Annotated in this window: 18 protein-coding genes, 1 tRNA gene and 1 pseudogene; 8 read left to right on the top strand and 12 right to left on the bottom strand. The window is 72.7% G+C overall.

Features of this window, described 5'->3' with window-relative positions; genetic code table 11:
- Positions 1–29: 29 nt before the first annotated feature.
- Complete coding sequence (locus ACYVOM_RS19085; protein ID WP_460304762.1) at positions 30–1,034, top strand: LLM class F420-dependent oxidoreductase; 1,005 nt, start codon at positions 30–32, stop codon at positions 1,032–1,034.
- Positions 1,035–1,134: 100 nt separating this feature from the next.
- On the opposite strand, the gene ACYVOM_RS19080 is transcribed toward ACYVOM_RS19085, so the two are convergent.
- From ACYVOM_RS19080 to ACYVOM_RS19070, 3 genes are read right to left on the bottom strand one after another with little or no spacing between them, the layout of a single operon-like run.
- On the bottom strand, positions 1,135–2,829 hold the full coding sequence (locus ACYVOM_RS19080; RefSeq protein ID WP_460304761.1) for a serine/threonine-protein kinase: 1,695 nt from the start codon (positions 2,827–2,829) through the stop codon (positions 1,135–1,137).
- A gap of 37 nt (positions 2,830–2,866) precedes the next feature.
- Positions 2,867–3,829 carry a quinone oxidoreductase family protein gene (locus tag ACYVOM_RS19075; RefSeq protein ID WP_460304760.1) on the bottom strand — a complete coding sequence of 321 codons (963 nt, stop codon included), beginning with the start codon at positions 3,827–3,829 and terminating at the stop codon, positions 2,867–2,869.
- A 19-nt stretch (positions 3,830–3,848) separates the two neighbouring features.
- Positions 3,849–4,526 carry a TetR family transcriptional regulator gene (locus ACYVOM_RS19070; RefSeq protein WP_460304759.1) on the bottom strand — a complete coding sequence of 226 codons (678 nt, stop codon included), beginning with the start codon at positions 4,524–4,526 and terminating at the stop codon, positions 3,849–3,851.
- A gap of 180 nt (positions 4,527–4,706) precedes the next feature.
- Here ACYVOM_RS19070 and ACYVOM_RS19065 point away from each other — a divergent pair, with 180 nt between their 5' ends.
- Entirely contained in the window at positions 4,707–4,982 is a 276-nt protein-coding gene (locus ACYVOM_RS19065; RefSeq protein ID WP_460304758.1) for a DUF6504 family protein, read from the top strand.
- Positions 4,983–4,986: 4 nt separating this feature from the next.
- On the opposite strand, the gene ACYVOM_RS19060 is transcribed toward ACYVOM_RS19065, so the two are convergent.
- Complete coding sequence (locus ACYVOM_RS19060) at positions 4,987–5,688, bottom strand: DUF4328 domain-containing protein (RefSeq protein ID WP_460304757.1); 702 nt, start codon at positions 5,686–5,688, stop codon at positions 4,987–4,989.
- Positions 5,689–5,779: 91 nt separating this feature from the next.
- Here ACYVOM_RS19060 and ACYVOM_RS19055 point away from each other — a divergent pair, with 91 nt between their 5' ends.
- Positions 5,780–6,280, top strand: coding sequence for a hypothetical protein (locus ACYVOM_RS19055; RefSeq protein ID WP_460304756.1), 501 nt, complete (start codon positions 5,780–5,782; stop codon positions 6,278–6,280).
- Here the strand turns inward: ACYVOM_RS19055 and ACYVOM_RS19050 are convergent.
- From ACYVOM_RS19050 to ACYVOM_RS19040, 3 genes are read right to left on the bottom strand one after another with little or no spacing between them, the layout of a single operon-like run.
- On the bottom strand, positions 6,243–6,812 hold the full coding sequence (locus tag ACYVOM_RS19050) for a DUF1444 domain-containing protein (protein ID WP_460304755.1): 570 nt from the start codon (positions 6,810–6,812) through the stop codon (positions 6,243–6,245). The two genes, ACYVOM_RS19055 and ACYVOM_RS19050, sit on opposite strands and share 38 nt — an antisense overlap.
- Positions 6,813–6,843: 31 nt before the next feature.
- Positions 6,844–8,355, bottom strand: a complete 1,512-nt coding sequence (locus tag ACYVOM_RS19045) for a cobyric acid synthase (RefSeq protein ID WP_460304754.1) — start codon at positions 8,353–8,355, stop codon at positions 6,844–6,846.
- Positions 8,352–9,311: a cobalamin biosynthesis protein gene (locus tag ACYVOM_RS19040; RefSeq protein ID WP_460304753.1), complete on the bottom strand. Its 960-nt coding sequence runs from the start codon at positions 9,309–9,311 to the stop codon at positions 8,352–8,354. Before ACYVOM_RS19040 ends, ACYVOM_RS19045 begins: the two co-directional genes overlap by 4 nt.
- Before the next feature lie 48 nt (positions 9,312–9,359).
- Here ACYVOM_RS19040 and ACYVOM_RS19035 point away from each other — a divergent pair, with 48 nt between their 5' ends.
- On the top strand, positions 9,360–10,667 hold the full coding sequence (locus ACYVOM_RS19035; RefSeq protein WP_460304752.1) for an FAD-binding oxidoreductase: 1,308 nt from the start codon (positions 9,360–9,362) through the stop codon (positions 10,665–10,667).
- A gap of 39 nt (positions 10,668–10,706) precedes the next feature.
- Entirely contained in the window at positions 10,707–11,327 is a 621-nt protein-coding gene (locus ACYVOM_RS19030; RefSeq protein WP_460304751.1) for a GNAT family N-acetyltransferase, read from the top strand.
- On the opposite strand, the gene ACYVOM_RS19025 is transcribed toward ACYVOM_RS19030, so the two are convergent.
- The 4 genes from ACYVOM_RS19025 to ACYVOM_RS19010 all read right to left on the bottom strand — a co-directional run bounded on the left by ACYVOM_RS19025 (position 11,273) and on the right by ACYVOM_RS19010 (position 14,393).
- Entirely contained in the window at positions 11,273–12,205 is a 933-nt protein-coding gene (locus tag ACYVOM_RS19025; protein ID WP_460304750.1) for an NAD-dependent epimerase/dehydratase family protein, read from the bottom strand. The genes ACYVOM_RS19030 and ACYVOM_RS19025 overlap by 55 nt on opposite strands.
- A gap of 63 nt (positions 12,206–12,268) precedes the next feature.
- Positions 12,269–12,754 carry a methylated-DNA--[protein]-cysteine S-methyltransferase gene (locus tag ACYVOM_RS19020; RefSeq protein ID WP_460304749.1) on the bottom strand — a complete coding sequence of 162 codons (486 nt, stop codon included), beginning with the start codon at positions 12,752–12,754 and terminating at the stop codon, positions 12,269–12,271.
- Entirely contained in the window at positions 12,751–14,208 is a 1,458-nt protein-coding gene (locus ACYVOM_RS19015) for an AlkA N-terminal domain-containing protein (protein WP_460304748.1), read from the bottom strand. The genes ACYVOM_RS19020 and ACYVOM_RS19015 overlap by 4 nt, the downstream gene beginning before the upstream one ends.
- A 111-nt stretch (positions 14,209–14,319) precedes the next feature.
- Positions 14,320–14,393: transfer RNA gene (locus ACYVOM_RS19010), tRNA-Arg, on the bottom strand.
- 261 nt (positions 14,394–14,654) lie between these two features.
- Here ACYVOM_RS19010 and ACYVOM_RS19005 point away from each other — a divergent pair.
- Together ACYVOM_RS19005 and ACYVOM_RS19000 are read left to right on the top strand one after the other, a co-directional pair.
- Entirely contained in the window at positions 14,655–15,725 is a 1,071-nt protein-coding gene (locus ACYVOM_RS19005; RefSeq protein ID WP_460304747.1) for an FKBP-type peptidyl-prolyl cis-trans isomerase, read from the top strand.
- Positions 15,726–15,885: 160 nt separating this feature from the next.
- A complete protein-coding gene (locus tag ACYVOM_RS19000) occupies positions 15,886–18,633 on the top strand; it encodes a transglycosylase domain-containing protein (protein ID WP_460304746.1) in 2,748 nt (915 codons plus the stop codon).
- Between the two features lie 55 nt (positions 18,634–18,688).
- Here the strand turns inward: ACYVOM_RS19000 and ACYVOM_RS18995 are convergent, their stop codons facing one another.
- Positions 18,689–19,066 (bottom strand): hypothetical protein, encoded by a 378-nt coding sequence (locus ACYVOM_RS18995; protein ID WP_460304745.1) that lies wholly within the window; start codon positions 19,064–19,066, stop codon positions 18,689–18,691.
- 178 nt (positions 19,067–19,244) lie between these two features.
- On the opposite strand from ACYVOM_RS18995, the pseudogene ACYVOM_RS18990 reads away from it, so the two are divergent.
- Positions 19,245–20,226, top strand: a pseudogene (locus ACYVOM_RS18990) (hypothetical protein); the annotation flags it as partial.

Genomic DNA, 20,226 nt, shown 5'->3' with positions numbered 1-20,226 from the left:
GTCATCGGGGTCATCTGGAGGTAGGACACGTGAAGCTCGGGATCAACGTCGGCTACTGGCAGCGCGACCCGGAGGACGCCACCGAGACGGTGCTCGCCGCGGAGCGGCAGGGGTACGACTCGGTGTTCACCGCCGAGGCGTACGGATCGGACGCCTTCACCGCCCTCGCCTGGTACGGCGCGCGCACGTCGCGCATCAAGCTGGGCACCGCGGTGGTGCAGTTGTCCGCCCGGACCCCCGCCGCGACGGCCATGCACGCGCTCACCTTGGACGCGTTGTCCGGCGGTCGGCTGATCCTGGGCCTCGGGGCGTCCGGCCCGCAGGTCGTGGAGGGATGGTACGGCGTACCGTTCCCCCGGCCGCTGGCCCGGACCCGCGAGTACCTGCGCATCGTGCGCGACATCTGGGCGCGCGAAGCACCCGTCGTCAACGACGGCCCGCACTACCCGCTGCCTTATCCGGGCGGTGCGGGCCTCGGCAAGCCGCTGAAGTCCATCACCCGGCCGCTGCGCCCCGACATCCCCGTCTACCTGGGCGCCGAAGGCCCGAAGAACGTCGCTCTGGCCGCCGAACTGGCCGACGGGTGGCTCCCCCTGTTCTGCGACCCCGAGAAGATCGACGACGTCTTCGGGGCGTCCCTGGCGGGCCGCAAGCCCGGATTCGAGATCACCGCCACCGTCACCACGGTGGTGGCGCCGCTGGAGCAGGCCCTGGCGTGGGCGAAGGTGCCCCTGGCGTTCTACATCGGCGGCATGGGCGCCAAGGACGAGAACTTCCACCTCGACCTCATCGGCCGGCTCGGCTACGCCGAGGAGGCCGCGCACGTCCAGAAGCTGTTCCTGGCGGGCCGCCGAGACGAGGCCATCAAGGCGGTGCCCGACGAACTCGCCGACTCGATCTCGCTGCTCGGCCCGCTGGAGCGCATCGCCGAACGCCTTGAGCTGTGGAAGGCCAGCCCCGTGACGACCCTGCTCGTCGCGGGCGTCAAGGACGAGCCGACCCTCAAGGCCATCCGCGGCCTCGTCGACGCCTAGGACTTCTCGGCCCGCGCGCGGAACGGGCGCATGACCTCGTCGTGCCGGCCCGTTCCGCGCGCGGGCCGCAGCCAGGGTTCCGGAGACGGTGCCGGAACGCCTAATCGCGGATCTCGCGGATCTCGAAGTTGTCGAAGTCCGCGACAACCGACACATCCCAGTTGTCCTGCATCGCGATCAGGCCCACCTGGCCGGTCAGGAGCGGGGTCTCCTCGTCGAGGTGCTCCAGCACGAGGTCGCCGTCGACCCATAGGCGCAGCCGGACGGTGCCCGCCTCCGGGTCGGCCTCGCACGCGGCCTGGATCCGGTTGGTCTTGCCCACGTCGAAGCCCGGGACGTCGTCGGACCTCTCCAGTTCCTTGGGGCTCGGCCCGCTCGCGCCGTCCGGGTAGACGACGCGGCGCAGCACCGCTCGTGTGCCGTCCGTGCGCAGAAGGAACTGGTAGCCGTCGACCTGGGTGGTGTTCGGCGCGAGGCAGACGAGCCCGGTCAGCGCGCTGGGCTTGCCGGACGTCTTGAGGTCGACCGCCAGCAGCGAGCGCTGGGGCACCTCCTTCACCGGCGCGAGCGACTGGAGCACCAGGTCGTACTCGTCGGTCTGGATCCGGTAGGCGCCGTCGTTGTAGGCGCGATTCTTGTCGTAGTCGTCGTTCCAGGTCTTGGTGACCCCGGCGAAATCGTCGCTCCAGTCCTCGACGGATTCCGGGACGCCGCTTCCCCTGCTCACCAGGACCGCCCCGGCCGCCACCGCGACGAGGGCCGTCCCCGCGCCGACCAGGAGGTAGCGGCGGTGGCCGCGGCCCCGCCGCTTGACCGCCGTTGTGCCTGGCGGCGCGCCCTCGACGGGCGGGGGCGACGGCGGCGGCAGCATCGACCACGCGTGCTGCGGCTCAGCCTGCGGCGGAGCCGTCGCGAGGGCCCCCGCGGGCGCGTCGTGCACGGTCGGTCCGGTCGGCCACACGGCCGCCTCGACCGTCGGCGCGACCCGCGCGGGGTCCGCGCCCTGCTGCCCCGTGAGCATCTCCAGCAGCCGCTGGGCGCTCGGCCGCTTCGCCGGGTCGGGGTCCAGCGCGAGCCTGACGAGTTCCAGCACCGCGGGGTCGAGGCCGTCGAGGTTCGGCTCGCCCTGGGTGACCTGGTAGAGGATCGCCGGGACGTTCGACGCGGCGTAGGGCGCGACGCCGGTGCCCGCGAAGGCCACCACGCAGCCCCACGCCCAGATGTCGGCGGCGGGAGTTGCCTCCTCGCCCCGGATCACCTCGGGCGCCATGTAGGCGGGCGTGCCGACGAACGTGCCCGTCCGGGTCGCGTTGGAGGTCGTGTCGAGCGCGCGCGCGATGCCGAAGTCGATGACGCGCGGTCCGAGCTGCGACAGCAGCACGTTGCCCGGCTTGAGGTCGCGGTGCACGATGCCCGCGCCGTGGATCGCCGCCAGCGCGGTCGCGACCCCGACGGCCAGGTGCTCCAGCGTCGAGCCGCGCATCGGTCCCGACAGCCTGATGTGGTCGTCGAGGTTCGGGCCGTCGACGTACTCGGTGACGACGTAGAGCGGGTCGGCGTCCAGGTTCGCGTCGAGCACGCTCGCGGTGCAGAACCTGCGGACGCTGCGCGCCGCCGTCACCTCGCGGTGGAACCGCTCCCGGAAGGACGCCTCGCCGGCCAGCTCGGTGTTGATCACCTTGACGGCGACGCGCATGCCCATGGCGTCCTCGGCGAGGTAGACGGTGCCCATACCGCCCCTGCCGATCCGTTCGAGCAGCCGGTAGGGGCCGATCAGTTGAGGATCCTGGGACATGGGCGCTCCTCGGGGGGCGAGCGGGCCGTGGGTCGGCTCAGGGGACGAGGAGCAACTTACCGGTAGTACGCCGACCTTCGAGATCTTCATGGGCGATTCGGGCATCGGACAGGGGATATGTCCGGCCGATGCGGACGTCGAGGGTGCCCGCGGCCACGTGGCCGAACACCGCCGCCGCCCGCTCCCGCAGTTCCTGGACCGTCAGCGTGTAGTGCACGAGGGTCGGCCGGGTGAGGAAGACCGAGCCGGCGCTCGCCAGCCGCCCGGTGTCCAGGCCGGTGACCGCGCCGCTGGCCGCGCCGAACAGCGCGAGCAGGCCGCGCGGGCGCAGCGAGGCGAGGCTGCCGTCGAAGGTGTCCTTGCCGACGCCGTCGTAGACGACGTCGACGCCCCGCCCGTCCGTCAGTTCGCGTACGCGCGCTGGGAAGTCCGCGTAGCCGATGACCTCGTCGGCGCCCGCGTCACGGGCGAGCTTCTCCTTCTCCGGTGTCGACACCGTGCCGATGAGCCGACCGCCGCGCAGCTTGACGAACTGGGCGACCAGCAGCCCGACCCCGCCCGACGCGGCGTGCAGCAGCGCGGTGTCGCCCTCGCCGATCGGGAACGTGTCGTGGGTGAGGTAGTGCGCCGTCATGCCCTGGAGCAGCGCCGCGGCGGCCTGCTCCGGCGTCACGCCGTCGGGCACGGGCACCGTGCGGTCGGTGTCGGCGAGCGCGAACTCGGCGTAGCCGCCGATCGCCGAGGACGTGACGACCGGGTCGCCGATCTCGAAGTCGGCGACCTCCGCGCCGACCGCCTCGACCGTCCCCGCCGCCTCCTCGCCGATCGTGAACGGAAGGTCCCTGCGGTAGTGGCCGGTGCGGTAGTAGGTGTCGATGTAGTTCACGCCCGCCGCCGCCACCCGGATCAGCACCTCGCGCGGCCCCGGCACCGGGACGGGGACCTCCCGCTCGACAAGGGCCTCGGGTCCGCCGTGCTCGGCGACGACGATCGCGCGCATCGTTCCTCCAGGAGTGACGTCAGGTAATGCCGTGCCCGGAGCAACCCGAGCCGCCCACCCAATCTTCCCTGAGGCCACCGAGGGCCTCGTCCACCGCCTCCTCCACCCGCGCGACGACCTGGGCGGGATCGAAGATCTCGCGGCAGGCGCAGTCCTCGAAACCGACCCGCACCGCCGCGTAGAACATCGAGGCCAGCAGCCGGGGCCGCAGGTCGACCGGGCCGCACACCCCGTTCTCCAGGCCCAGCCGGGAGGCGAGCTCGGCGGAGAGCAGCCGGGCGGTGACCTGGTGGCGGGCGTGCTGGGCGGCGATGAGCGCGGGGTTGGTCTCCAGCACCTGGCGCAGCCTTCGCATCCGCTCCAGCTCGGCGGTCTCGCCGCACACGGCGGGGCGCAGCACCTCCCGCAGCGCCCCGCGCAGCGCCCCGACGGGGCCCTCGCACGCCGGTCTGGCGCGGACCGCCTCCATCGTCCGGGCGTCGAAGTCGGCGACGACGCCGAGGATGACGTCCTCCTTGGCGGCGAAGTAGCGAAAGAACGTCCGCTGGGAGACCGGGACCGCCGCGACGATCTCGTCGATCGTCGTCTTCTCGTAGCCCCGGCTCAGGAACAGGTCGAGCGCGGCGTCGACGAGGGCGAGCCTCGTCCGGTGCTTCTTCAGCTCCCGGAGACCTCCGGGCACCGTCACCGCCGCCACGGCAGCTCCCTCCTCGCGCAACCTCCGACCGCCGTCATGGTAAGGGCGCGCGGGACCGATCGGCGCCGGGTCGAACGGCACGAGCATGGCCGGAATCCGTCCCGACCGGGGCCCGACCTGCGGCGGACGGTGTCCGCCCGCTTGGCGATCCCCGCCCGCATTCGATAGAGTTTTCGAACGATGAGCCAGTTGAGCGAGCCGGTCACCGTGTGGACCGGGCCGGACGGCCTGCCCCGCCGCTTCGTGTGGCGCGACAGGCTCTTCGTCGTCCGCCGGATCCTTGAGCACTGGATCGTCAGCCGGGACTGGTGGCGCGAGCAGCATCCGGAGTCCGCCGATCCCGCGGAGCGGCGGTTCTGGCGGGTCGAGGCGTCCCCGGATCGCGAGAGCGGCGTCTACGAGCTGCGGCACACGCCGGAGACCGACGAGTGGACCCTGTCCCGCGTCTGGCGCTGAGCGCTCACTCCCGCGGGACGGCCGGGGCGGGCGGCACCCGGAGCTGGAGCAGCGTCACGTGGAAGACGACCGCCATCGCCAGCGTCGCCGCGAGGCCCAGCGTGGCCGCGGCGGCGGTGCCGATCTGGACGGCGAACTCGGCGTCGTGGAGGGTCGCGGCGTCCAGCGACGGGAAGAGCTGGGCGAGGCCTATCGCGGCGAGCAGGTTCGACCACCAGGCCATCACCACCACGCTCGCCCCGTGCCTGCGCGGCAGCGCGTACCTGCCGCTGGCCAGCCACACCTCCAGGACGAGGCGGGGCGGCAGCCACAGGTTGGCCAGCGGGACGAACCAGGAGCCGACCGTCCACAGGCGGCGGGTCCGCACCGGGCTGAGGGTCTGCCCGTGCGCCTGCCACAGCCAGGCGAGGAAGAGCACGCCGGTGACGACGGCGAGGAACAGCGAGACGACGAAGACGTCGCGGTAGCCGGCCAGGGTGAGGGAGGCCGATCCCGGGTCGTAGGACAGGGACGTCGTCCCGTCGAGTTCCGAGGCGAGGCGCAGGAGGCTCACCGAGGAGCCCATGGCGAGGAAGGCGTTGAACCCCAGCAGCATGAACAGGCCGATGCCGAGGGCCCGGAAGTCCCGGCGGCGCGACCAGGCGCCGCACGCCGGGCAGCGGACCACCTCGAGCGGGATGATGTCCCCGCACAGGCCACACGGCACGGGTTCTCCTCCGCTCCGCTTTTCCGGCAGTCTACGTGTTGTCGACCTGCACTTTAGTGCGCGCTACCCACCGGTATGGAAACCTACCCGCATGTCCCGCGAGAGCCGCAGCGACACCACGTCTCCCCCGCCCGCGACGCAGCGAGGGCCGTGCGCGGAAGCCGGGGCCGACGAGGTGATCGAGCGGTTCGCCGCCGAGACCGCGCGCGAGGTGGCCGCCGCCTTCGCCGCCGCGTTCGGCCCGCTGCCCAGCCCCGTCGCGGTGTTCCCGCACGTCGAGGACGGGTTCCCGCTGCTGGCGCTGCGCGTGTGGGGCGCGATCGTGCGGGCCTCGGTGCGCCGCGAGCGGCCCGACACGTCCTACACCGGGCTCGCCCGCGCGCTCCTGTGGTACGTCGAGCTGTACCAGCGCGCCGGGATGATCACCCGCGAGGTGCGGCCGCCCGCGGTGGTGCGGATGCTCGTGGCGCTCATCCACGGGTTCATGCTCCAGCGCGCGGTCTTCGGCGACGGCGACCTCGGCCTGTTCCGCGCCGGACTGCGGGCGCTGGCGCTCAGCCCGGCAGCGGAACCCAGCCCTCCGCGGTCCTGAGCAGGAGGCTGCGCGACAGCAGGTGGTCGCCGCGGGCCCACACCCGGTCGGCGACCCAGCGGAGCTTGGCCAGGCCCTGGGCGTCGCGGGAGCCCGTGGCGGTGAAGACGTCGCGGGCCGGGACCCCGACGACGAGGTCGCCGTCGACCTCTCCGGCGAGCTTGTCGAGGAACGCCCCGTCGAGCAGCAGCCCGGCCTCCAGGTCGCCGCCGACGGTGACGGTCACCGCGCGCACGTCGGGGAACCAGTTGAGCGCGAGTTCGGGGCGGCGCGCGCGCAGGTTGCCCGCGGCGCGCTCGCGCAGCAGTTCGGCGCGCAGGCCGCGCTCGGCGATGCGGCGCGGGGTGAGCGGCTCGACCCGGGGCCTGCCGTCGTCGCCCGGAGGCAGGTCGACGCCATAGGACAGGTACATGCCGACCGCGAAGGGCTCCCGGACAGGGGTGTCCTCGGGGAGCGGAGGGAAGTCCAGCCGGACGTCCACCGGGACCCGTGCCCCCGGGATCGGGACGATCAGGTCATACGGATCGGTCATCGGGGGTTCCTTTTCGGCTGGAGATTCGCGCTCAGGGTAGCGGCTGGTGGGGGGCGCCGCCCGGCGGAAGCAAGGGCAGCCCGGCGGGGGCTCCGGAGGTGATGAGGGCGTCGAGGGCGGCCCCGTCCATGTGGTCGGCCACGAGGTCGGCGAGCGCGTCGAGCTGGGCCTCGCGCAGGGCCGCGAAGGACGTGCCGGGCGCGGGCGCGAAACGGCGGCCCGCCAGTTCGGCCGCCTCGGCGAGGAAGGCGCGGCGGAAGGCGTCGTTCTCCAAGGCGCCGTGCCAGGTGGTGCCGAAGACGCGTCCCTGCCTGCACCCGTCCAGGAAGGGGGTGCCTCCGTGGATCGTGACGCGGCCGTGGTGGATCTCGTAGGCGCGCACCGGATGGCCGTAGTGCTCGCCCTCCGGCCGGGCGAGGACCTTGTCCTTCTCGAACCGGACGGTGGTCGGGAGCAGGCCCAGTCCTTCGACGCTCCCCTGGCGGGACTCCACGTCGTCCTCGATGGCGCGGGCGAGCATCTGGTAGCCCCCGCAGACGCCGAGGACCGGCTTGTCCGTCGCGGCGAGGACCTCGGCGAAGCCGCGGTCGCGCAGCCAGGCCAGGTCCGCGACGGTGGCGCGGCTGCCGGGCAGGACGATGAGGTCGGCGTCGGCGAGTTCCCCCGGGCCTGTCACGAAGCGGACGGACACTCCGGGCTCGCAGGACAGGGCGTCGAGGTCGGTGAAGTTGGAGATGCGCGGGAAGCGCAGCACGGCGACCCGCAAAGACTCCTCGCCGTACGGGGTGCCCGTGGCGGGCCTTGCCGCGTCGAGTCCGAGGGAGTCCTCGACGTCGATCCACAGGCCGTCCAGCCAGGGCAGGACGCCGAGGGTGGGGCGTCCGGTGAGGGCCGTGATCTGGTCGATTCCGGGCTGGAGGAGTTCGCGCGCGCCCCGGAACTTGTTGATGACGAACCCGGAGACGAGCGCCTGGTCGGCGGGCTCCAGCAGCCCGACTGTCCCGTAAAGCGCGGCGAAGACGCCGCCCCTGTCGATGTCGCCCACGACGAGGACGGGCAGATCGGCGGCTCTGGCCAGGCCCATGTTCGCGATGTCGCCCCTGCGGAGGTTGATCTCGGCGGGGCTGCCCGCCCCCTCGCAGATGACGACGTCGTACTCGTCGCGCAAGGAGCGGTAGCTCTCCAGCGCGACCTCTCTGAGGCGGTCCTTGAACGCGTAGTACTCCAGCGCGTCCACGTCGGCGATCGGACGGCCCCGTACGACGACCTGGCTCCGCCGGTCGCTGCCGGGCTTGAGCAGGATCGGGTTCAGGTGCGCGGTCGGCTCGATGCCCGCGGCCTGGGCCTGCATGACCTGCGCCCGGCCGATCTCCGCGCCGTCGGCGGTGACCATCGAGTTCAGCGACATGTTCTGCGCCTTGAACGGCGCGACCCGCACCCCGCGCCGGGCCAGCCAGCGGCAGATCCCGGCGACGACGACGCTCTTGCCCGCGTCGGAGGTGGTGCCCGCGACCAGCAGGGCGCCGCGCGGCGGCGCGCTCACCGGCGCCGGCCGAGCGCGAGCGCCAGCGCGGCGCTGACCGCGACCGCGGACACCGAGACCGCCTTCGTCAGCCGCACCGCCCGCCGGATGTCGGCGATCTCGGGCTCCCTGCCGTCGCCGAGCGCGGGCCGGGTCTCGACCTCGCCCGCGTAGGTGTTGGCGCCGCCGAGCCGCACGCCGAGCGCGCCCGCCGCGGCCGCCTCGCAGCGCCCCGCGTTCGGGCTGGGGTGCCGCGCGCCGTCGCGGCGCAGGGTCCGCCACGCCTCGCGCACGGCGCGCAGACGGCCGCCCCGGGCCGGGGCGACGGCCGGGGCCGCGAAGACCGTCAGCGTCCCGGTGAGGCGCGCGGGGAGCCAGTTGAGGACGTCGTCCAGCTTCGCCGAGGCCCAACCGAAATTCGCGTACCGGGCGCTGCGGTAGCCGACCATCGCGTCGAGCGTGTTCACCGCGCGGTAGGCGGCGAGCCCCGGAACGCCCGCGACGGCCCCCCAGAAGAGCGGGGACACCACGGCGTCGCCGGTGTTCTCGGCGAGGGACTCGACCGTCGCGCGGGCGAGGGCCGGGCCGTCGAGGCCGGAAGGGTCCCTGGCGCACAGGTGCGACAGGCGCAGGCGGGCCGCGCCCAGGTGGCCGCCCTCCAGGTGCCGGGCCATGATCTCGCCTTCGCGGCCCAGGGAGGTGCCGCCCAGGACGGTCCAGGTGGTGGCCGCCGTCGTCAGGCAACGGACCACGGGGCGGTTCCGCCCGGCCCGCTCCGCCAGGACCGCCGCGCCGAGCACGGCGCCCGCGCTGATCCCGGTGAAGAGCGCGCCCCGCGCTTTGCCGTCCCGGTAGATCGCCTTCTCCAGCGCCGCCGCGGCCCTGCCGAACCCGGCCACGGGGTGCCCGCGCCGGGGGTCGCCGAGCAGCGCGTCGAGCCCCGCGCCGAGCAGCAGGCCCGCCGCTCGCGCTCTCATGTCCGTCCTCACCACAAGCCACGACCGTAATGCACGACAATCGGGGGCATGTTCGCGGACCGCATCTCCCGAGTGACCCAGGTGGTGACCGATCCGTCCGTCATGGCCGGGTACGCCGAGGACTTCACCGGTAGGTGGCGGGGCCACGCCCGCCTCGTCGTGCGGCCCGGCTCCACGGCCGAGGTCGCCGAGGTCATGCGCATCTGCGCCGGGGAGGGCGTGCCGGTGGTCCCGCAGGGCGGGAACACCGGACTCGTCGGCGGCGGCGTCCCGATGCGGGGCGAGGTCGTCGTCTCGCTGCGGCGGCTGAACACGCTGGGACCCGTCGACAAGGCGGCCCGGCAGGTGACGGCGGGGGCCGGCGTCGTCCTCGCCGACCTCCAGCGGCACGCGCGGGCCGCGGGCCTGGACTTCGGCGTGGACCTCACCCCCCGCGACTCCGCGACGATCGGCGGCATGATCGCCACCAACGCGGGCGGTGAACGGGTGCTCCGCCACGGCACCACCAAGGCGAGCGTCGTCGGGCTGGAGGCCGTCCTCGCGGACGGGTCGATCGTCTCTCGCCTGGACGGGCTCCCCAAGGACAACACCGGATTCGACCTCCCGTTCGCGGCCAGCGAGGGCACCCTCGGGATCATCACGGCGGCCCGCCTGCGCCTGGTGCCCCATCTGACGAGCAAGGCGACCGCCCTGCTCGGCCTCCCCAGCGCCGAAGCGGCCCTGGCGGCCCTGGAACGGCTCCGCGCCGTCGACTCCCTGGAGTCCGCCGAGTTCTTCCTCCCCGAGGGCCTCGCCCTGGTGCGCCGCCACACCGGGCTGCCTTCGCCGACCCGGGAGCAGCACGCCTTCTACGTCCTGGCCGAGTGCGCCGCCTTGCAGGACCCGTCCGACGAACTGCACGAGGCGCTCGCCGACATCGACGCCCCCGAGACCGTAGTGGCCGCCGACCCTTCCGACCGGCACCGCCTGTGGACCTACCGGGAGGCGCACGCCGAGGCCATCCGGGCCTCGGGACCGGCCCACAAACTCGACGTGGGCGTCCCGCTGGCCGCCCTGCCCGGCTTCCTCGCCGACGTCCCGCGCCTCGCCGGAGACTCCGTCCCCGTCCTGTTCGGGCACCTCGCGGAGGCGAACGTGCACGTCAACCTCCTGGGCGGTAGCGCGGACCCGTCCCCGGCCGTCCTCGCCCGGGTGGCCGAACTGGGCGGCACGATCAGCGCCGAGCACGGCGTGGGCCGCGCCAAGGCCGCCTACCTGGGCCTCACCCGCACCCCGGCCGAGATCGCCGCGCTGCGGGCCGTCAAGGCCGCGCTGGACCCGGCCGGACTGCTCAATCCCGGCGTGATCTTCTCCTGACCGCCGCGAATGGTCACGAACAAGGTAAACATGACTTCCATGGCGCCCTCCCTCGACGACCTCACCTGGCCCGTGACCACCTCGCGGCTCCTGATCCGCCGCGCCGTCCCCGCCGACACCCGCCCCCTCTGGGACGGCTACCGGCACCTGGAGTCCATCCGGTGGTGGCTCTCGGGCGGCGACAACGACTTCGCCGCCTTCGCGGAGAAGTACAGCGACCCCGAGCGCCTCTCCGGCCTCCTCGTCATCGAGCGGGACGGGGAGATCATCGGCGACCTCATGCTGCGCCTCGGCGAGGTGTGGGCGCAGCTCCCCGCCCCGCGGGAGCCGCTCGGCCAGGCGGAGGTCGGCTGGTGCCTCTCCCCCGCCGCCCAAGGGCACGGCTACGCCTCCGAAGCGGCCCGCGAACTCCTGCGGATCGCCTTCGAGGACCTGTCCCTGCACCGTGTCACCGCGGTCTGCTTCACCGGCAACGAACCGTCCTGGCGGCTCATGGAGAAGCTCGGGATGCGCCGCGAGCAGCACGCGCGCCAGGACTCCCTGCACTCCTCCGGAGAGCTCCTCGACTCCTACGGCTACGCCCTGCTCGCCGAAGAGTGGCGGGCTCAGGAACCGCCCGCCGCCAGCTCGGCCTCGAAGCCGTCCCTCCACGAGGCGTAGTGCGGCTGCCACGGCAGCTCGTGCTTGGCGCGCGTATTGGCGGCGCCCCTCAACCGGGTGAAGAACGCCACACCCCACGCACCCGTGACGAGACGTGCGACGGGCGTGGGCACGCGGTGCGGAGGCTCGGCGCGCAGGAGACCCGCCAAGGCGGGCAGCCACTCGGACACCGGTGACGGGTCGTCGTCGACGACGTTCAGGGAGCCCGTCACCGACGTGGTGAGCGCGGCGGCGACGGCCCGGGCCGCGTCGTCCGCGTGCACGAAGGAGAAGACCGCGGTGCCCTCCCCCACGAGGGGGATCCTCCGCTCCCTGACCTGCGCGGTGATCCATCCCTCCGGGCCGAACCCCGTGCCCGGGCCGTACAGGTGGCCGAACCTCAGGACGAGCCCGTCGGCGGCGTGGGTGAGGGCCTCCATCTCCACCAGGGCGCGCAGGGTCGTCGCGAACTGCTTCGGCGGGTCGTGCCAGAGCGGCGCGTCCTCGTCGGCCGGGCCGGAGCCGTCGGGGTCGTAGGCGAACGCGACGCCTTCGCCGACGATCCGGGACGTCCCGGCCTCGCGGGCGGCCTCCAGGAGCGTTCTGGTCGCCTCGGTGCGCAGCCGGTTCGTCTGGGCGAACGCGCGTTCCATCCGGCGCGGATCGAGCACGGGCGGGATCGCGGTGAGGAGGTTCACCACCGCGTCCGGCCGCGACTCCCGGACCGCCTTGCGCAACTCGTCGGCCTCCAGCGCGTCGACCGCGAGCGGCCAGACCGCGGGCCCCTGGTCCGGCACGGGCGTGCGCGACAGCGCGAACACCTCGTGGCCCGCCCCGGCCAGCAGCGGCACCAGCCGCCCGCCGATGACCCCTGACGCCCCCGCGACGAGCACCCGCATCGCAGCCCCCTCTCCATTCGGTTACGGAGAGTGATACCCAATCCGGGGCGCGGGCGGGCGGCGTTACAAGAGAACGCCCTCCAGAGTCAGGAGCGCGCGCTTGGCCGTGAGCCCTCCCGCATAGCCCGTCAGCGATCCGTTCGCCCCGACCACCCGGTGGCAGGGACGCAGGATCGACAGCGGATTCGCGCCGATCGCCACGCCCACCGCCCGCGCCCTCGCGGGAGACCCGCCGAGCCCCGCGTTCAGGCGCCCGTAGGTGGTCGTGACGCCGTAAGGCAGGGCGTCCAGAGCGGCCCAGACCTGCCGTTGGAAAGGCGTGCCGCAAAGAACCGGCGTGTAAGAGAAGTCCTTGAGCTCCCCCGCGAAATAGGCGTCGAGCTGGTCGCGGAGGGCGCGGAACGGGCCGTCGTCGCGGGACCCGGGCTCCGCGGGGGTCCAGCGGTGCTCCTGGAGCGTCAGCGAGGCCAGCGCCACACCCTCGTCGGTGGCCTCTCCGACGAGCAGCATCTCGCCGATCGGGCTCGCGACCTTCGTGTGGACCGTCATGAGCTCTTCCTTCGGTTGGCTGTGGCGGGGTGCCACAGGAGGTGGGTCGCGTAGCTCCGCCACGGGGCCCAGGACGTCGGGTCGGCCCCCGCGGCGGCCAGGGCGCGGCGCAGGACGACGTCGCCGGGCGGGAGCACGTCGGGGTCGCCGAGGGCACGCATGCGAATGTAGGCGGCCGTCCAGGCCCCGATGCCGTGCACCGCGAGCAGCGACTTCTCGGCCTCGGTGCGGTCCGCCCCGGGATCGAGCTCGACCTGCCGCGACGCGAGAGCCGCGCCCAGCGCGCGCAGGGCCGCCCGGCGGGAGCCCGGCATGCCGAGCTCGTCCATGGACGCCTCGGCCAGCGCCGCGGAGGCGGGGAACAGATGGGTGAGCGTGCCAGAAGGGGCTTCCAGAGGCGTCCCGTAGGCGGAGACGAGCCTTCCGCCCAGCGTCCTGGCCGCCGCCACGCTGACCTGCTGGCCGAGCACGGCGCGGAACGCCAGCTCGTCGGCGTCGGCGGCGCCGGGAGAGCGCAGGCCGGGGACCTCCGACAGCCGGGGCCCGAGGAGCGGGTCGCCCGCGAAGCTCTCGGCGACGGCATAGGGGTCGGCGTCCAGGTCGAACAGCCTCCGCACCCGCTGCGTCGCCGAAGACAGGTCGCGCAGATCGGCGAGCATCACGGTGCAGTCGAGCCAGCCCGTCTCCTTGCGGGGCTCCAGGACGGTGACGAGGGCGGGACCTCCGGGCAGGGCCAGGGTCCGGCGGTAGGAGCGCCTGCCCGGCTCGCCCGTGACCTCCTCGATCCCGGGGATCGCACGCACCGCCAGGAACGAGAACACAGGGCCCGCCGCGTATCTCCCCCGATAGGCGAGCCTCAGGGGGATGCCGGAGGCCGCCGCGGTAAGGGCGTGGCGCCCGGACTCCCGCAAGGCGCTCGGCGTCACCGCGTAGACCGCGCGGATCGTGTCGTTGAACTGCCGCACGCTGGCGAAGCCCGCCGCGAAGGCGACCTCGGTCACACTCAGCGTTGTCGTCTGGAGGAGGATGCGGGCCGTGTGCGCGCGCTGGGCGCGGGCCAAGGCCAGCGGCCCGGCCCCGACCTCGGCCACGAGCTGCCGCTGGAGCTGCCGGGGGCTGTACCCGAGCCGGGCCGCGAGCCCCGGGACGCCTTCCCTGTCGACCGTGCCGTCCCCGATCAGCCGCATCGCCCGCGCCACCACGTCCGCGCGGATCTGCCAGGCCGCCGATCCGGGCACCGCGTCCGGCCGGCACCGCTTGCACGCGCGGAAGCCAGCGGCCTGGGCGGCCGCCGCCGTCGGATAGAAGCCGACGTTCTCGAACTTCGGCGTGGTCGCGGGGCAACTCGGACGGCAGTAGACACCGGTCGTCCTCACGCCGGTGAAGAACTCGCCGTCGAATCTGCCGTCTCGCCCGCAAACCGCCTGGTAGCGGGCCTCATCCGTCTGCGCCACCCCTCCAGTCTGCGTGATCGGCGGACCCTTGACCGGCGGTTTTCGGACATGACGGTGCCCATGCAAAGGCCCGCCGTGACAGATCGACAGCCACGACGGGCCTGAGAAAAGCGCGCCCAGAGGGATTCGAACCCCCGGCCGACGGATTAGAAGTCCGTTGCTCTATCCAGCTGAGCTATGGGCGCTGGTTTTTGGGAAGCGAGTTTAGGGCACGCGGGCCGCAACCAACAGCAGGTTTCCGCCCGATTCATCCCTGACACGGTCCGGATGAGCGCCCACAGGGGGAAGACGGCCGCGGTCACCCGTGGGAGGGTGTGAAGCGACCGGCGGGGGCAAGGCCCTCCTGCCGGTATTTTGAGGTGATTTCACTCCGTCCTTAGGACGGGCCTGACAGAGTGTGGGCCGCCCCCCTCGCCTGACGTCGTCGACCGGAAGATCTGAGGACCATGTCGGACAGTGACAAGACCCCCAGCGTGAAGCTGCCGGACGCCCGGGACATCAGCCGGACCAGCTTCACCCCGCACGGCATCAACCGCGGCAAGGGGTCGCTGAAGCGTCCGGCCAACAAGGCCGAGCTGCGCAAGCGGCGGATCAAGCAGACCGGCATCGGCGTCCTCGTCCTCGCGGTGGTGGCGGGCGTCGGCGGCGGGGCCTGGGCGCTGACCCGGCCCGAGCAGGACTTCACCGTCAGCGGCGCGTTCGGCAAGGACCCGAAGATCGCCTGGCCGGAAGTGGCGCCGTACGCCAAGGGCACGACCCAGAAACTGATCTCCGGCTCGGGCGACGCGCTGAAAGAGGGCGACACCGCCTTCGTCCACTTCGAGACCTACCAGTGGACCGGCGAGGAGAAGCACGAGGAGAAGTCCAGCAGCTACACCGACGGAAGCGCGACGACCCTTCCCGTCGGCGGCGAGGGCAGCGGCTTCAAGCGCCTGGACGACGCGATCAAGACCGCCAAGATCGGCGACCGCTACCTGCTGACGATCCCGGTCTCCGAGCTGGGCGACACCGCCGCCGAGACCGACCTGGCCAAGGGCGACAACGTCGTGTTCGTCCTCGACGTCGTCAGCAAGCAGTACGAGATCACCGGCGAGCAGACCGACCTGGACGACGACAGCCTGCCCAAGGTCACCGCGGCCGAGAAGATCGGCGACGCCCCGACCGTCGAGATCCCGAAGACCGACCCGCCGAAGGAACTCGTCGTCAAGACGCTGATCCAGGGCACCGGACCGGTCACCCAGAAGGGCCAGACGCTCGTCACCAACTACGCGGGCAAGGTCTGGCGCACCGGCAAGGAGTTCGACTCCAGCTGGACCAACGGCTCTCCCGCCAACTTCCCGATCGGCAACGGCAGCGTCATCGCCGGCTGGGACAAGGCGCTGGTCGGCGTCAACGTCGGCAGCCGGCTCCTGCTGGTGATCCCGTCCGAGGACGGCTACGCCGACGGGAACAAGGACGCGGGCATCGAGAAGGGCGACACGCTGGTGTTCGTCGTGGACGTTCTCGGCGCGGCCTGAACGTGACGGGCGGCCGGCCCCGGGGCAGGGGCCGGCCGCCTCGGCATTCCCGCGGACGGCTCTCGCCGCGCCGCCCCTCCTGTAGTTGTCCACAGGACGGGCAGCGTGATGGGACCGTCATTCCGGTATCGTCTTGCCGTAACGAAAGGGTAACGGGGGCATGGTGAGCGAGTATGGCGACGACGCGCGCACTGAGGCGCAGGGGGAAGGCGAATCTCCTGAGCCCGTAGAGGCTGCCGAGATCGCCGGAGCGGACGATCCGGCCGAGTCCCCCGGAGAGGTCGGAGACGCGGCCGAGAACGGCACGGCCGAGGCCGACGCGGCAGAGGCGAAGGCCGACGGGCCGGGCGAGGACCTGCCGGTGCCGGACGAAGCGGACGAGTCGCACGAGGAGCCCGCGCAGGAGAAGGCCGCGGCCGAGGAAGAGCCGACCGCCGCCTACACCCCCTTCCTCGACGACGAGCCCGAAGCCGACGATGCGCCCGCGAACGAGGCGGCTCTGGCCGAGGCCCCCGAGCCGGCCGAGCCGCACGAGACCGAAGAGCCGACCCGAGCCTTCTCCCCCCTGGAAGACGACGACCTCTACGCCCCCTTCCTCGACGACGCCCCTTCCGCGGAACCCGACGACCCCGCGGACGTCACCCGGGTCGACCCCGCCGAGGTCACCCGCATCGACACCGCGTTCCCGACCGCGGCCCTCGCCTCCCTCGCCGGCTCGGGCGACGACGGTCCCTCCGACCCCGGCCCGCCCTCCTCCTCCGCCGCCTCCCCCCAGCCCGGTCTCCCCCGCAAGCGCGGCAGATGGGTGCGGCGGGTCAGTTGGAGCGTCCTGGTCCTGCTCGGCCTCGGCGTGATCGCGTTCGCGATCGCCTACACGCTCACCCCGGTGCCCGAGACCCAGCAGTTCAGCGCCCGCGAGCAGCTCAACGTCTTCTACTACTCCGACGGCAAGACCGTCCTCGTCGAGGAGGGCACCAACCGGCGCCCCGTCGACCTCTCGGAGATCTCCCTGCCCGTCCAGCAGGCCGTCATCTCCGCCGAGAACCGCAGCTTCCAGAGCGACCCGGGCGTCTCCTTCTCCGGAACGTTCCGCGCGCTCTGGTCGACCGTCACCGGCAAGCAGGTGCAGGGCGGCTCGACCATCACCCAGCAGATGGTCCGCAACTACTACAGCGGCCTCAGTCAGGAGCGGTCGATCTTCCGGAAGCTGAAGGAGGTGATGGTGTCGCTGAAGGTGAGCCAGTCCAAGGACAAGGACTGGATCATGCAGCGGTACCTCAACACCATCTACTTCGGCAGGCAGAGCTACGGCATCCAGGCCGCCGCCCAGTCCTACTTCAAGGTCGACGCCAAGGACCTCGATCCCGCGCAGAGCGCCTTCCTCGCCGCGGCGATACAGCAGCCCACCCCCTTCAGCAAGGTCACCAAGGACAACCGCGCGGCCGTCGAGGAGCGCTGGCGGTACGTGGTGAGCGGCATGGTCAAGGCCGGCGACCTCACCCAGGCCGAGGCCGACGCCCTGAAGTTCCCGACGCCCGTCAAGGAGCAGCAGAAGAACATCTACAAGGGCCAGGTCGGCTACATGGTCAACGTCGCGAAGAAGGAGCTGCGCGAGGAGCGCGGCATCAACGACGAGGACCTCGCCCTGGGCGGCCTGCGCATCGTCACCACCTTCCGCAAGCCGCTGATGGACGCCGCCGTCAAGGCAGTCACCGACAACGCCCCGGCGGACATGCCGAAGGCGCAGCGCGTCGGCCTCACCTCCGTCGACCCGACCAACGGCGAGGTCGTCGCCATGTACGGCGGGCGCGACTACCTCAAGGAGGCGATGAGCAGCTCGTTCGGCCTCAAGGCGCAGGCCGGCTCGGGCTTCAAGCCGTTCGTGCTGGCCGCCGCGCTGGAGTCCGGCGTCCGGCTGTCGGACACCTACAGCGGCGCGGCGCCCCTCGTCGTCAACGGCTCGTCCATCAAGAACTCCTCGGGCCACAGCTACGGCTACCTCAACCTCGTGCAGATGACCCGGGACTCGGCGAACACCGCCTACGTGCGGCTCGGCGAGGAGGTGGGCCTGGACAAGGTGGCGAAGATGGCCGAGAGCCTCGGCATCCCCGAGTCGCAGCTCACCGCGAACGGCGCGAACACCGCGCCGACGTTCCCGCTCGGTGTCTCCGACGTCAGCCCCGCCCAGCAGGCGGGCGCGTACGCGGCCTTCGCGAACGAGGGCGTCTGGTACAAGCCGCACGTCATCAAGTCGATCACCGGCCGCAAGGGCGTCGAGCGCAAGGTGCAGAACGAGGGTGTCCGCGTGATGAGCAAGGACACCGCGGCCGACGCGACCTACGCGATGGAGCAGGTCGTCAGCAGCGGCACCGGCACCGCCGCGAACCTGTACGACCGCGACGCCGCGGGCAAGACCGGCACCACCGACGGCGGTGCCGCGGTCTGGTTCAACGGCTACATCCCGCAGCTGTCGACGTCCGTCGGCATCTTCCAGAGCAAGGACATGTCGAAGTCCCTCGACCTGTCCCCGTACTCGGCGTACGGCGGTGTGCTCCCCGCGATGATCTGGCGGCAGTACATGGAGACGGCCACCCAGGGGATGGAGGTCAAGGACTTCCCCGACCCCGTCACCTACGATTACACCCCGCAGTACCAATACAACCCCGACACGACCCCGACGGGCCCCGGCGGCGGCGGCACCGGCACCCCGACCGAGGACGAGGGCACCGGCGAACCGACCGGCGAGAACCCGGACGATCCCGGCCAGACCGACCCGGGTGCCGATCCGGGCACCGGCGAGGACGACGGCGCCGATGACGGAGCCGTGGACGGCGGCGACGACGGGGCCGACGACCCCGTCGTGGAGCCCGGCCCGGTACCCGAGGACGGCGGGAACGCGGAGCCATGATGCGCGGACGGCCGCGGCGGTGAACGCCGCGGCCGTCCGCGTGTGCGCGCCCGCGTCACTTGCCGCAGGCCGCGCCGATCTTTTCGGGCTGGTCGCGCACGAGCGCGCTCAGCCGAGCGGTGTCGCCCTTGTCGGCGAGCGCCGGACCCGCTTCACGCCAGGAGGCGGCGAGCGTGCCGAGCACCCCGCTGAGCTCCTTGTCGTCGGACTTCTTGGCGAGTCCGTCGAGCGTCCCCGCGAAGTCCGTCGCGGCCTTCGCCCAGGCGGCGTTGTCGTTGGGCGGCAGTCCCTTCAACTGCGCCTCGAGCCCCTCCACCGCGGTCTGCGTCTCCTCGCACACCTCGGTGCGGTTGCCGAACGCCCCCTCGACGACCGAGCAGCCCGGTACCGCCGCCACCGTGACCAGCACGACGGCCAAGACCCCGCGAAGCATGCGACCCCCTTGTGCGAAATGTTTGAGAACGCCCACATGATTCCCTAAACGGATCTCCGCCGCGAGGCTCCCGCCGAGCTCCGCGCGCCGGTCCCGCAGCCCCCCGGACAGCGAGGAGCAGCGCCGCACACTCCGGTAGCGTAAGGGGGTCCGCAGGACGTCTGAGGAGTTGCATAACGTGGCCGACGAATGGCAGCCCGCCACCGAGCTGGAGACGCGCCTGGCCGGTGCGCTCGGCGATCCGGAGCGGTACTTCCGGTTGCTCGCCGACGCCGAGGTGGTCGTCCCGCTCGCACCCGAGACGGCCGGGCATGTGCTCGCTGAAGCCGTCCAGCCGACCTGGCCGACCCAGGAACTCGACGACCGCACCCACGTGCTCGTCTACACCTCGCCCGAGGCCATGCGCGCGCGGCTCGGCCCGGGGTTCCGCCACCACCTGCGGTTGAAGCTCACCGACGTCGCCGCCGCCTGGCCCGAGCCGCGCTGGTGGCTCGCGGTCGACGCGGGCCTGTCCATCCAGGCGCTGCTGCCGTCGTGGCTGCTGCGCCAGCTCACCGAGGGCGACCCCCGGCCGTTCGTGCTCGGTTCGGGCACGCCCGCGCTGCCGTCCGGGCGTGAGCCGCGCGGCATCGCCGCCGCCGACCCGACCCGCACGCTCCCGCCCGCGGCCTTCTCCGACATTCCGGGCGCGGAGTCCGCACGCCGCGACGCCGGCCTCGGACGCCACGCGTCGCCGCTGCCCGACGCCGAGATCCGCTACGGCCTCGGCCCGGCGTCCGCCGGCCCGCCGCGCGCCGTGAACGGCTCTGCTTCCCCCGACGGCCTCTTCGAGGCGCTCGGCCCCCGCACCCCCGCCGACGACGCCCCCGCGACCCCGCCCACTCAGGCCGACATTTCAGGATCCGTCCAGGACTCGGCCGACCCCCGCGCGTCCCGCATCCGCCTCTTCGGCGCCACTCCCGTCTCCGACGAGACCACCACCGACCTTCCCCCCATCACCCCCGACACCCGCCCTCCCTTCACCTCCCCCGCAGACGCACCCCTCGCCTTCTCCACCGACGCCCCGCGACCGTCCGCCCCGGACACCGCGTCCCCCTCCGAACGCCTCCCCGCCGACCTTCTCGGCTCCCCCCCCCCCCCCCCCCCCCCCCCCCCCCCCC

It is taken from the genome of Actinocorallia aurea, assembly GCF_054783995.1.
This window is presented reverse-complemented; position numbering and strand designations above follow the sequence as displayed.